Consider the following 12,569-nt stretch of genomic DNA (forward strand, 5'->3'; position numbering starts at 1 on the left):
GGGTGCTACTCCCCCTGTCGGGTGTGGCTCTGCGGTCAGCTGTGGGGCGGTCCGGCTCAGCTGGGGCGCGGCCGGTACTCCAGTACCAGGCCGTGCTCGGACTCCTCGACGACCCGGAACAGCGGCGACCGCTTCAGGTCCTCCCGCATCCGGGCGAAGCTGCCGGGCGGCAGATAGCCCTCGCCGATGACCGCGCGGTCCTGGGTCGGGGTGAGGATGACGTACGCCCGGCGCCCCTCCGGGATGCCGGCGGCGAGGTAACCGGCCGGGTCCTTCAGCATCTTCAGGTTCTCGGGCACTTCCTGTTCGGCGAAGAACCAGCGCTCGTACCGGTCGTAGCGGTGGTACGCACCCGGGAAGGACCCGGTCGCGGCGAGCACCAGCGCGCCGTCCGGTGCCCGGTCGTAGGCCCGTACGACAAGCTGGGCCTCGGCCGGGGACGCGTAGTGCATGCCCTCCTTGCCGTAGTACGAGGGCAGGAACCCGGCCAGCAGCGCGACCAGGACGACGGGCAGCGCGACCATCGAGGCGCGCCGGACCAGCCGTCTGCGCTTGCCCGTGCCGCCCATGGCCGGGATCAGCGCGGCCGCCGCGAAGAAGGCCGTGCCGGGCAGGCCGAAGAGGTAGACCCGGAACAGCATCTCGCCGCCGTAGTCGTTGACGGCGAACATCGGTACGGGAGCGGCGGCCGCCAGCAGCAGGGGCAGCGCGGTACGGGTGAGCCGGCGGCGGAGCAGGACCGCCGCGCCGGCCAGCAGGCCGAGGGTGATCACCATCGCGATGTTGGCGCGCCCTACCAGTTCGGGTCCCGGGCCGGTCGGCTCTCCCGCGTATCCGGCGCGGGAGTTGTTCAGGAAGTCGCCCGCGGAGTCGCGCAGGGTGCTCAGCGTGTCCAGGAAGAGCACCCGGCCCATCGTGAGGTCCCAGACCAGCATGATGAGCCCGGCGACGACCAGCAGCCCGGCGTTGCGGTAGCGGCGGGTCAGGCTGAGCGCGAACAGGGTGGCGCACAGCATCACCGGGGTGAGCTGGTGCGAGGCGTTGATGGCCGCGACGAGCGGGGCGATGATCACCACGGCGATCGCGCGCTGCCGGGTGCCGGTGGGCGGCGGGACCACCGCGGCGGCCGGGTCGAGACGGTCGCGCGAGCGCAGCGGCCCGGCCGAGCCGGGTCGCACGAAGTGCCGTACGACCAGGGCGAGCACGGTGAGGTAGAGCAGGTAGGAGAGCCCCTGCGGGGACAGGTAGTCCTGGCCGACCCAGTTGGCGAGCTGGAAGATCCACACCGCGGTCCACACCAGCCGCCAGTCCTCGCTGAACGTGCGGTAGATGAGGACCAGGACCGGCATCATCAGCAGGCCGAAGACGACGGGCGCCCAGTTGATGAAGGACGCGGCGCTCTCGACGCCGAAGGCCCGGACGAGTGCGGCGTTGAGCGCGAAGAAGCCGGGCCACTGGTCGTACGCCGACATGCCGCCGGAGAGCGTCTGTTCGGGGTGCACGGTCCCCTCGGCCAGCAGCCGCGCGATGACGGCGTCGTGCTTCGAGGCCCAGGCGTAGCGCACGGAGTCGTACAGCAGGGCGGGGGGCGCCTTGAGCGCGAGCAGCATGGCGATGCTGTAGGCGGCAGGCCACCAGGGGGCGGTCCCCGCGCGGCGCAGGCTGACCACGAAGCCGGCGCTGAGGACGATGAGGGAGAGGTAGAACGCGACGGGGAAACGGTCGAGGAGTCCGTAGTCCCCGATGTCGCGGAAGCCGATCCGGGGCAGCGCGTACGCCCACAGTGCGGCGGCCGCCGCCAACGGCAGCCAGGCCAGGAGATTCTGCGTCTCTATCAGCTGCCGTGGGCGGAGCCGGCGTGTCCGGGGCGGCCGTGGCTGCTCGGCCGTTACCCCTGGTTCGCTCCCGGTCTGCTGGGCAGCGGGCGGCGGCTGCCCGGTGCTTCCCACGACCGGCGTGGGCACGCGTTGTTGCACTGTGCGACTCCCCCCCGCTGATGTGGTCGCGGCCGTCACGCCGCTGTCCCCTTCAGCGAAGTATAGGAACGTGCTTCGCTTTTGTACGGCTCTCGTACACACCTGTTGCAGTCGGCTGTCGCGGTGGCCACTAGCCACTGGCCACTGCGAACTGGCCACTGGGAACTGGCCACAGGGAACTGGCCATTAGCCGGCGAACACCGGCCCGCGGACCGCCGCGCGGGCCCGCCGGTAGAGCCGCCAGCCGACCGTGGGCAGCGAGTCCGGGTAGGGCGCGACCCTGGCACCCTTGCCGGACATCCAGGACTCGATGTCCGCGACGGTGTGGCCGCGGCGCAGGATGAGCCGGGCGATGCGGTACGCCTCGTCGGTGTCCGAGCTGAGCGCGTGCCGGACGGCGACCGCCGAGGCGTAGCCGGCAGCGCGGGCGGCGCGGCGGACGGCGGGGCTGTTGTAGCCGTGCGGATACGCCAGGTGCCGCACCTCGTGCCCGAGCGTGTCCTCCAGCACCTTCTTGGACTCGGCCAGTTCGTAACGCAGGGCGTCGGCGCCGAGGGTGTCCAGCTGGGGGTGGCTGACGGTGTGGCCGCCCACCTCCATGCCGTACTGCTCCAGCAGCGGCGCCCGGTCCAGCGTCATCATCGGCGCGGGCGGCAGCAGGCTGCGGCCGCCGGGGGTGATCGCACCGGTGGTGAGGTAGGCGGTGGCGGGCAGGCCGCGGCCGGCGAGTGCCTCGGCGGTGGGTCCGGGCAGATCCGCGAATCCGTCGTCGAAGGTGAGGGCGACGGGGCGGGGCGGCAGGGGGGCGCGGCCCGCGAAGTGGTCGGCGAGGGCGCTGACCGGGACGGGCGTGCGTCCGCTCGCGACGACCGCGTCCAGCTGCGCCGCGAAGTCCCGTGGCGTGACGGTGAATTCGGCGATCCAGGCGGGTGGATCGTCCATCACGGCGTGGTAGAGAAGTACCGGTATCCGGGGTGCTGCGGCGGCTCTGTCGCTCATCTCTCCCCCCAGGGAAGCGGGTTGCCGCGAACGCGGTGGCGGGCGCGGGCGTAACCGAGCGGCCCGTAGAGCATGCCCCTGCGCTCCAGCCGGGAGAGGCTGCGCGGCCAGGGGTACGCCTGCGCGCCGTGCTCGCCGGGCACGGGCTCGGCGTGCGCCTGGGGAGCCTCGCGGTGGGCGGTCATGGCGCGGGCGTGCGCGAGGCCGCGGGGCAGCCGGGCGAGCAGCGCGGGCAGCAGGGCGGGGCGGCGGACCAGGATGGCGGTGAGGAAGGCCGTGAGCCCGGCCCCGTACCCGTACGCCTGGTTCTCGAGGTCCTGCCAGGTCTCCCGGTGGTGGTGCCAGACCAGCGCCTCGGGCGTGTAGCGCAGCCGGTGGCCCGCGGCGAGGATCCGTACGAACGCGTACAGGTCGTCGCCGCCCCTGGCCGGCGTGCCGGTGCCGGTGGCGGGGTCGAAGCCGCCGACGGCCCGGAGGGCATCCGCCCGGAAGGCCATGTTGGCGCCGGAGCCGAAACTCCCCGCCGTGAACGGGAACAGCGGCTCGTCGGCGGGTGGGCGGCGCGGATCGTACGTACGCGCCGCGAAGCCCTTCGCGAAGCCGCCGTGGCTCTCCAGCAGCACCTGGGCGCGGGTGCGCAGCTGGGCGGGCAGGATGAGTCCGGTGACACAGGCGAGGCCCGGATCGGCCGCGAAGGGCGTGGTCAGGGCGCTGAGCCAGTGCGGGTCGGCGACCACGTCGTCGTCGGTGAAGGCGAGCACCTCGCCGCCCGCGGAGGCGACACCCCGGTTGTGCGCGACGGCGAGCCCGGGCACGGACTCCCGGACGTACCGGACCCGGTGGGCGTACACCGTCTCGACGAGGTCCCGGGTCGCGGTGGTGACGGGCGCGTTGTCGACGACGACGATCTCGAAGTCCGGATGATCCTGCCCGAGCAGCGAGTCGAGGGCACGGCCCAGCTGGGCACTTCGCTCCCGGGTGGCGACGACGACGGTTACGCGGGGCGGCGGCTGCGAACCACCGACGTCCACCCGCCCGGCCCACCGGGATCCGGCCCCACCGGCTTCGCCGGACGCGGCCGCGCCGGCTTCGCATCCGACCGGCTCGGCCGCGCCGGCTTCGCCCTCTACGGGCTTCGTCCCGACGGACTCGCCTCCTGCGGACTCGGCCCCCACGGCTTCGCATCCGACAGACTCGGCCGCGCCGGCTTCGCATCCGACCGGCTCGGCCGCGTCGGCTTCGCCCTCTACGGGCCTTGTCCCGACGGACTCGGCCCCCACGGCTCGGGCTCCGGCGGGCCCTGCTCGCGCCGACCCGGCACCAACCGACTGAGCCCCGGCCCCGCCGTGCCCGGCCCCGAAGGAATCGGTTACCGCGGACTCGGCCCCGGCCGGTTCTGGCCGGGATCGGCCGTGGTGGGGAGCCTGGCCCGGGGCGGAGCCGGGGGTGGGGCGCTCGGGGGCGGATGCGTCGGGGTCCGGCGTCGCCGGTTCTTGCCCCGCCAGTTGCGCGGCGGCCGTCTTCGCCAGTGCCTTCGCCGGGTCCTCGCCCGGCGGTACGCGGGTGAGGACCGTGCCCACCGGGCGGCCGTGCAGCCTGACCAGGGCGTAGACGTCTCCCCCGGTCACCGGCGGGCCGCCCGGGGCCGGGCCGAAGGAGATCACGTCCCCGGGGAGGCCGTCCAGGTCCAGTTCGGCGACTGCGATGTTCTGCTGCATCGGACTCCCCCGTGCGGCTGTGGGCCGGCTTGTCACTTGCCGCGCAGGCGGGCGGCCCGGTTCAGGGTCTTCGACGCGAACCTGGCCAGCCGAGGCCGGTCCCGTACGAAACTGTGCGCCCGGCGCGAGGGCTCCCGCCTCAGCCAGTACAAGGCCGCGCCGGGCCCTGGCCGAACCGCCGCGCCCTCGTGCACCCGCAGTTCGCCGGTCTTGAGCGCGTCCTTGTACTCCGCGGCTCCCCGGCCGAGGTCGAGCATCCCGATGCCCTCCGCGGCGGCCGCCTCGGCCATCCGGAGGTGAAGGATCAGGCCCGGCGAGAACTTGGCGAACTCCGGGTCGTACGCCGGAAACCAGCAGGACAGCACCGTGCGTGAGCGCAGCCCGAAGTGGGCCGCTGCCGGGCGGTCGCCGGCGTACAGCACGGAGAGCACGCCGGAGCAGCCGGGTGCGCGGGTGTCCGCGAGCAGCCGCACCAGGCGGGCTATCCACTCCTGCGCGAAGCGGTCCTTGCGGCCGGTGCGGCGGTACTGCGCGGACTTCCAGCCCATCAGCGTGCGCAGCGCCGCCGGGTCGCGCTCGTCGAGCACGAACCGCACTTCGCCCGCCTGCCGGCCGAGCTTGCGCTCCTTCGCCGTGGTGGTCCGGAAGAACTTGGGCGACTGCTCGCGCAGAACGGCCTCGTACCGCGCGTACCCCCCGCCCACATCGATCACGGGCGAGGCGAAGCCGCGGGCGGCGTGCGGGACGAAGAGCCCCTGGTCCGCCTCGAGATTGTCGAAGTCCCAGGCGGACAGCGAGCAGGCCCGCAGCAGTTCGCGGGTGTCCAGCCGGAGGCCGGGCCGGAGCACCGCGCCCTGGCAGTCGGAGACACCGAGGCCGATGGCCCGGCCGTGCCCGAGCGGCCCTTTCTCGTACGGGAAGAACCCGGCCGGCTCGCCGTCCTCCCGCAGCACCGCCACGCGCGCAGCGGGCCTCACCCGGCCGACGGCCAGGGTGAACTCCGGTTCCATGAACGGATTGGCCGGTGCGTCGGCCTTCGCCCGCAGCTCCCGCCAGGCTTCGATGTCGGCTGCGTCAAGCTCCCCGGGCCTGACCACACGGATGCGTACATCGCTCAACTCGACCCCCCGGTCTCCCCCATGAGCACGCTGAGAGCGACGGTACCGGCCGGTCTCCCGGCACGGTAGGGCGCGGCGCGGATCTCGTGACCGTCCTGTGAACAATGTGTGGCGGGTGGGGGAGGTGGTGCGCACGGGAACGACGCGTACTTCGTCAGGGTGACAGCGCCGCACATTTATGGCGTCCGCCGCACGTTGCTCTTAGCGTGGACTCATGACAACCCGAGTTCCCATCCGACAGCTGCAACAGCACGCCAGCGAACTCATCGACCGCGTGGTCTCCGGCGAGCGTGTGGAGATCACGCGGAACGGGCGTCTGATCGCCGTGCTCGGGCCGCCCGACCCGGAACAGCGGGTCATGGAGGACCTGGTCCGGACCGGCACCGTGGATCCGGACAACGCTGCCGGTGCCCGCGGCCTCGGCGACTGGGAGCCGTTGCCCGCACGGCCGGGCGCCCCTTCGAAGCTCTCCGAGGTGCTGCTGCAGATGCGTGAGGAAGAGGACCGTTGATCTACCTCGACTCGTGCGCCCTGCTGAAGCTGGTCCTCCCCGAACCTGAGACCGCAGCCCTGCGCACGTTCCTCTCCGCACGGGCCGCCGAAGGACATGTCACCTCGGCGCTGGCTCAGACAGAGGTGACCCGCACTCTCGTCCGCGTCGGTGCCGATCCTGAAGTGGGCGATGCGGCTGAGGAATTGCTCGACCGCCTTCTGCGTATCCGGATCACCGACCCCGTACTGCGAGCCGCAGGAATGTTCCCGATCCGTCATTTGCGCACGCTCGACGCCATCCATCTGGCCGGCGCCGAGTATCTCGAGCAGGCGCTCACCGCATTCGTCACCTACGACAAACGACTGGCCGCGGCGGCCGTGGAACGAGGGCTTCCTGTCGAGGCTCCGGGCGCCTGAGGGTCAGGCCGTGCGCCTGCCCTTCTGCCAGACCGCCGTCACCAGGGGGACCCCCGGGCGGTAGGCCAGGTGGACGTGGCTCGGGGCGTCGAGCAGGGCCACGTCGGCGCAGGCGCCGGGGGTGATGCGGCCGATGTCGGTGCGGCGCAGGGCCGCCGCGCCGCCTGCGGTGGCCGACCAGAGCGCCTCGTCCGGGGTCATGCCCATGTCCCGTACCGCCAGGGCGATGCAGAACGGCATCGAGCTGGTGAAGGACGAGCCCGGATTGCAGTCCGTGGACAGCGCGACGGTGACGCCCGCGTCGAGCAGGCGGCGGGCGTCGGGCCACTCGGCGCGGGTGGAGAACTCGGCGCCGGGCAGCAGCGTGGCGACCGTGTTGCCGCTCGCCAGCGCGTCGACGTCCTGCTGCGTCAGGTGCGTGCAGTGGTCGGCGGAGGCCGCGTCGAGCTCGACCGCGAGCTGAACGCCGGGGCCGTAGCTGAGCTGGTTGGCATGCACCCGGGGGGTCAGGCCCTTGGCCTGGCCGGCGGTGAGGATGGCGCGGGCCTGGTCCCCGTCGAAGGCGCCCTTCTCGCAGAAGACGTCCACCCAGCGGGCGTACGGCGCGCAGGCGTCGAGCATCTCGCCGGTGACGAGTTCCACGTACGCGGCCGGGTCGTCGGCGTAGTCGGGGGAGACGATGTGCGCGCCGAGGTAGGTGACCTCGTCGGTGTGCTCGGCGGCGATCCGGAGGGCGCGGGCCTCGTCGGAGACGGTCAGCCCGTACCCGGACTTGGTCTCGAAGGTGGTCGTGCCCTGGCGCCGGGCCTCGTGGAGGTAGCGCAGCAGATTGGCTTCCAGGGCCTCGTCGGAGGCGGCGCGGGTGGCGGCGACGGTGGTGCGGATGCCGCCCGCGGAATAACTGCGTCCGGACATCCGCGCGTTGAACTCGGCCGTGCGGTCACCTGCGAAGACGAGGTGGGAGTGCGAGTCGACGAAGCCGGGGATAAGGGCCCGGCCGGCTGCGTCGACGGCGTTGTCAGTGGCGGGTGCTTTGCTTGATTCACCGACCCAGGCGACGCGGTCGCCGTCGATGACGACGGCCGCGTCCTGGATCAGACCGAGGGGGCCTTCACCGAGGGAGGGGTCGTTGGTGACCAGACTGGCGATGTTGCTGATGGCGGTGGTCGTCGTCATCGCGGGGGCCGCTTTCGTCATGAGGGGTGCCGTGATGGGGAGTGCCGTGGTGGCAGGTGTCGTGGTGGGGGGTGTCGTGGTGGGGGGTGTCGTCGTGGCGGGTGTCGTGATGGAGGGTGTCAGCCGCGGACGGCTGCGATCGACTCGGCGAGGGCGGCGGGGACGTCCGGTACGAGCTGGTGGACTCCGTCGCGGACGACATGACGGCCACCCACGACCGTGTGGCGGACATCCGCGGCGGAGGCGGCGAATACGGCGGTCTCGGCGCCCAGCCGGGGCAGCGGTCCCGCTGTTCTGACCGAGTCCAGGGCGACGGTCGTGAGGTCGGCGAGCGCACCCTGCTCGATGGTGCCCGCGTCGTCCCAGCCCAGGGCCGCGTGACCGTCGGCCGTGGCGGCGCGGAGGAGGGCTGCCGCGGTCCAGTGGCCGCGGGTGCGGGTGCGCAGGCGCTCGTCGAGTTCCATCGCGCGTGCCTCTTCGAGCAGGTCGATCACGGCGTGGCTGTCGCTGCCGAGCGACAGCGGGCTGCCGGCCCGCTGGAGGCGGGCCGCGGGGCCGATGCCGTCGGCCAGGTCCCGTTCGGTGGTGGGGCACATGCAGGTGCCGGTCCTCGTACCGCCGAGGAGCGCGATGTCCTCGTCGGTGAGGTGCGTGCTGTGGACGCCCGTCGTGCGGGGGCCGAGGACGCCGTGGTCGGCGAGCAGGCGGGTGGGGGTGCAGCCGTGGGCCGCCAGGCAGGCGTCGTTCTCCGCGGTCTGTTCGGAGAGGTGGACGTGCAGCGGTGCCCGGCGGGCTTCGGCCCACTGGGCCACGGTGGCCAGCTGCCCGGCGGGCACGGCCCGTACGGAGTGGATGGCCGCGCCGATGCGGACGTGCTCACTGTCATTGAGGGCGCAGGCGCGCTCGGCCCAGGCGTCGGCCGTGCCGTCGGAGAAGCGCAGCTGCTGCTGGTTGGGACGCTCCCCGAAGCCTGCCGAAAGGTAAGCGGTGTCGAGCAGGGTGATCCGGATTCCGGCTTCGCCCGCGGCCGCGATCAGTGCCTCGCCCATCGCGTTGGGGTCGCCGTACGGGATGCCGCCCGGCGCGTGGTGGAGGTAGTGGAACTCGCCGACCGACGTGATCCCGGCCAGCGCCATCTCCGCGTATGTCGCACGCGCCAGCGCGAAGTAGCCCTCAGGTGTGAGCTTCTGGGCCACGCCGTACATGACCTCGCGCCAGGTCCAGAACGTCCCGGAACCGACCTGGACCGTGCCGCGCAAGGCGCGGTGGAAGGCGTGAGAGTGGGCGTTGGCCAGGCCCGGGAGGGTCAGACCGAGCAGGACGACGGAGCCGGGCGGCGGTACGTCGACCCCGGTCCGTACCTCTACGATCCGGCCGTCCGACACGGCCACCGCCACCGCCGGCTCGACATGGGTGCCGAGCCAGGCGTGCTCCAGCCAGTACGTCGTCGTCACGTGCACGCGAGACCTTCCAGTACGTCGGCGAGGGCCAGGACACCGGCGACGCAGTCGTCCTCGCCGGCGAACTCGGCCGGCGAGTGCGAGACACCGGTGGGGTTCCGCACGAACAGCATGGCGGTCGGGATGGAGCCGGAGAGGATTCCGGCGTCGTGTCCCGCGCCGGTGCCGAGCACCGGGATCCGGCCGCCCATGATCCGGTTCAGTTCGTCGCGCAGCGCGTGCTCGAACTCGATCACGGGGGTGAACGACTCCCGGGTGACCCGTACGTCGACGCCGTCGCGCTCGCCGCGCTCCGTCGCCGCCTTCTCGATACCGGCGATGACGGTGTCGAGGGTGCTCTGGTCGGCGGCCCGGGAGTCCAGCCAGCCGCGGACCAGCGACGGGATGGCGTTGACGCCGTTCGGCTCGACGGAGATCTTGCCGAAGGTGGCCAGCGCTCCGGCGAGCCGGGCTTCCTGGCGGGCGGCGAGGACCGTCGCGGCGTATGTGAGCATCGGGTCGCGGCGGTCCTCCAGGCGAGTGGTGCCCGCGTGGTTGGCCTCGCCGTGGAAGTCGAACCGCCAGCGGCCGTGCGGCCAGATCGCGGAGGCGATGCCGACCGGGTCGCCGGAAAGGTCCAGCGCGCGGCCCTGCTCGACGTGCAGCTCGATGAACGCGCCGATACGGGAGAGCCGTTCCGGGTCGGGGCCGATGGCCGCCGGGTCGTATCCGGCCCGTTCCATGGCCTGCGGCAGGGAGACCCCGTCGCCGTCGCGCAGTTCGTACGCCTTCTCGGGGGTCAGCTGCCCGGCGGTCAGCCGGGAGCCGACGCAGGCGAGCCCGAACCGCGCGCCCTCCTCGTCACCGAAGTTGGTGAGGGCGAGCGGCCGGGTGAACTCCACTCCCCTGCGGCGGAGTTCATCGAGCGCGGCGAAGGAGGACACGACACCGAGCGGCCCGTCGAAGGCGCCGCCGTCGGGTACGGAGTCCAGGTGCGAGCCGGTGACGACCGCGTCCCCGGCGAGGGGGTCGCCGAGCCAGGCCCACTGGTTGCCGTTGCGGTCGACTTCGTACGTCAGCCCGCGGGCCTCGGCCTGGGCCTTGAACCAGGCCCGGCAGTCGGCGTCGGCGGCGGTCCAGGCGTACCGCCGGTACCCGCGGGTGTCCGCGTGGCGGCCGATGGGCAGCAAATCCCGCCACATCTCTTGGAAGGAGGAGGAGGTGTGCCCCTGCCCCGCCCTTTCACCGTTTCCCACCGCTCCGCCCCGGACCCCGCGAGGATCCGGCGCCCCCAGCGCTCCACCCGGGACGCGGGGCTGCGGCGCGGTTTCCGGGGCTGGGCGCCCGGGCGCCTCCGGCCGGCCGGGGTGAGCGGCCGCGGGCCTGGGACGGTCGGCGGCTTCGCCAGCCGGGGAGGGGGTGGCCCCGGCCGGGGAGGGGGTGGCCCCGGCCGGGGTGGCGGGGGTGTTCACTCGCTCTCCCGCATCGGGACTCGGACCCCGCGGTCCGCCGCGACCGACTCGGCGATGTCGTAGCCCGCGTCGACGTGGCGGATGACGCCCATGCCCGGGTCGTTCGTGAGGACGCGGCGGATCTTCTCGCCCGCGAGCTTGGTGCCGTCGGCCACCGAGACCTGCCCGGCGTGGATCGAGCGGCCCATGCCGACGCCGCCGCCGTGGTGGATGGAGACCCACGACGCACCGGAGGCGACGTTGACCATGGCGTTGAGCAGCGGCCAGTCGGCGATCGCGTCGGACCCGTCGAGCATGGCCTCGGTCTCGCGGTACGGGGAGGCCACCGAGCCGCAGTCCAGGTGGTCGCGGCCGATCGCCAGCGGGGCGGCGAGTTCGCCGGACGCCACCATGTCGTTGAAGCGCTCGCCGGCCTTGTCGCGCTCGCCGTAGCCGAGCCAGCAGATACGGGCGGGCAGGCCCTGGAAGTGGACGCGCTCGCCGGCCATCTTGATCCAGCGGTGCAGCGATTCGTTCTCCGGGAAGAGTTCGAGCATCGCCTTGTCGGTCTTGTGGATGTCCGAGGCCTCGCCGGACAGGGCGGCCCAGCGGAACGGGCCCTTGCCCTCGCAGAAGAGAGGACGGATGTACGCGGGGACGAAGCCGGGGAAGTCGAAGGCCCGGCCGTACCCGGCGAGCTGGGCCTCGCCGCGGATGGAGTTGCCGTAGTCGAAGACCTCGGCGCCGGCGTCCATGAAGCCGACCATGGCCTCGACGTGGCGGGCCATCGACTCGCGGGCGCGCTGGGTGAAGTCGGCGGGCTTCTCGGCGGCGTACGAGGCCATTTCGTCGAGGTCCACACCGAGCGGGAGGTACGAGAGCGGGTCGTGCGCCGAGGTCTGGTCGGTCACGATGTCGATCGGGGCGCCCTCGGCGAGCATGCGCGGCAGCAGCTCGGCGGCGTTGCCCAGCAGGCCGATGGAGAGCGGCTTACGGGCGTCGCGGGCCTCGGTGGCGAGCTGGAGCGCGTGCGCCGGCGAGTTGGCGCGCACGTCCAGGTAGCGGTGCTCGATACGGCGCTCGATGGCGCGCGGGTCGCAGTCGATACAGATCGCGACGCCGTCGTTCATCGTGACGGCGAGCGGCTGGGCGCCGCCCATGCCGCCGAGGCCGGCGGTGAGCGTGATCGTGCCGGCCAGGGTGCCGCCAACCCCTTTACCCATTGAATGCAGCTTCGCGGCGACGGCGGCGAACGTCTCGTACGTGCCCTGCAGGATGCCCTGGGTGCCGATGTAGATCCAGGACCCGGCGGTCATCTGGCCGTACATGGTCAGGCCCAGCTGCTCCAGGCGGCGGAACTCCTCCCAGTTCGCCCAGTCGCCGACCAGGTTGGAGTTGGCGATCAGGACGCGCGGGGCCCACTCGTGGGTCTGCATCACGCCGACCGGACGGCCGGACTGGACGAGCATCGTCTCGTCCTGCTTCAGCGTCTGGAGCGTGCGCACCATGGCGTCGAAGGAGCGCCAGTCGCGGGCGGCCTTGCCGGTGCCGCCGTAGACGACGAGCTTGTCGGGGTGCTCGGCGACCTCGGGGTCGAGGTTGTTCTGCAGCATGCGGAGGGCGGCTTCCTGCTGCCATCCCAGGGCGCTCAGTTCCGTACCGCGCGGTGCCCGTACGGGGCGGGGTCCTGACATGGCGATGCCTCCTCCATTGCTGTCCATCACTGTTGGTCAATCTATTCATATCCTGACTGGATGAATAGTTGTAGTCAACAGCTGCGGCG

At 72.5% G+C, this 12,569-nt stretch carries 10 protein-coding genes; 2 read left to right on the forward strand and 8 right to left on the reverse strand.

What is annotated here, in order from left to right; genetic code table 11:
- Positions 1-56: 56 nt before the first annotated feature.
- From NLX86_RS21220 to NLX86_RS21235, 4 genes are all read right to left on the reverse strand, one after another.
- Positions 57-1,964 carry a hypothetical protein gene (locus tag NLX86_RS21220; RefSeq protein WP_254373319.1) on the reverse strand — a complete coding sequence of 636 codons (1,908 nt, stop codon included), beginning with the start codon at positions 1,962-1,964 and terminating at the stop codon, positions 57-59.
- A 198-nt stretch (positions 1,965-2,162) separates the two neighbouring features.
- Positions 2,163-2,975 carry a polysaccharide deacetylase family protein gene (locus NLX86_RS21225; RefSeq protein WP_254373320.1) on the reverse strand — a complete coding sequence of 271 codons (813 nt, stop codon included), beginning with the start codon at positions 2,973-2,975 and terminating at the stop codon, positions 2,163-2,165.
- A complete protein-coding gene (locus tag NLX86_RS21230) occupies positions 2,972-4,255 on the reverse strand; it encodes a glycosyltransferase family 2 protein (protein ID WP_374213926.1) in 1,284 nt (427 codons plus the stop codon). Before NLX86_RS21230 ends, NLX86_RS21225 begins: the two co-directional genes overlap by 4 nt.
- A 470-nt stretch (positions 4,256-4,725) precedes the next feature.
- The gene (locus NLX86_RS21235) at positions 4,726-5,811 is read right to left on the reverse strand and encodes a GNAT family N-acetyltransferase (RefSeq protein ID WP_254373321.1); all 1,086 of its coding nucleotides are present in this window, start codon (positions 5,809-5,811) and stop codon (positions 4,726-4,728) included.
- A 214-nt stretch (positions 5,812-6,025) separates the two neighbouring features.
- Between NLX86_RS21235 and NLX86_RS21240 the strand changes: the two genes are divergently transcribed.
- On the forward strand, positions 6,026-6,322 hold the full coding sequence (locus tag NLX86_RS21240) for a type II toxin-antitoxin system Phd/YefM family antitoxin (RefSeq protein WP_254373322.1): 297 nt from the start codon (positions 6,026-6,028) through the stop codon (positions 6,320-6,322).
- Positions 6,319-6,720, forward strand: coding sequence for a type II toxin-antitoxin system VapC family toxin (locus NLX86_RS21245; RefSeq protein ID WP_254373323.1), 402 nt, complete (start codon positions 6,319-6,321; stop codon positions 6,718-6,720). The genes NLX86_RS21240 and NLX86_RS21245 overlap by 4 nt, the downstream gene beginning before the upstream one ends.
- Before the next feature lie 3 nt (positions 6,721-6,723).
- Here NLX86_RS21245 and hutI read toward each other — a convergent pair whose 3' ends face one another.
- From hutI to hutU, 4 genes are all read right to left on the reverse strand, one after another.
- Complete coding sequence (gene hutI, locus NLX86_RS21250) at positions 6,724-7,917, reverse strand: imidazolonepropionase (protein ID WP_254373324.1); 1,194 nt, start codon at positions 7,915-7,917, stop codon at positions 6,724-6,726.
- Positions 7,918-8,015: 98 nt separating this feature from the next.
- Positions 8,016-9,356, reverse strand: a complete 1,341-nt coding sequence (locus NLX86_RS21255; protein ID WP_254373325.1) for a formimidoylglutamate deiminase — start codon at positions 9,354-9,356, stop codon at positions 8,016-8,018.
- Positions 9,347-10,537 carry an allantoate amidohydrolase gene (locus NLX86_RS21260; protein WP_254373387.1) on the reverse strand — a complete coding sequence of 397 codons (1,191 nt, stop codon included), beginning with the start codon at positions 10,535-10,537 and terminating at the stop codon, positions 9,347-9,349. The genes NLX86_RS21255 and NLX86_RS21260 overlap by 10 nt, the downstream gene beginning before the upstream one ends.
- Before the next feature lie 266 nt (positions 10,538-10,803).
- Positions 10,804-12,480, reverse strand: coding sequence for a urocanate hydratase (gene hutU / locus NLX86_RS21265; protein ID WP_254373326.1), 1,677 nt, complete (start codon positions 12,478-12,480; stop codon positions 10,804-10,806).
- Positions 12,481-12,569: the final 89 nt, after the last annotated feature.

Origin of the sequence: Streptomyces sp. A3M-1-3, assembly GCF_024213665.1 — a bacterium.
Classification (GTDB): Bacteria; Actinomycetota; Actinomycetes; order Streptomycetales; family Streptomycetaceae; genus Streptomyces.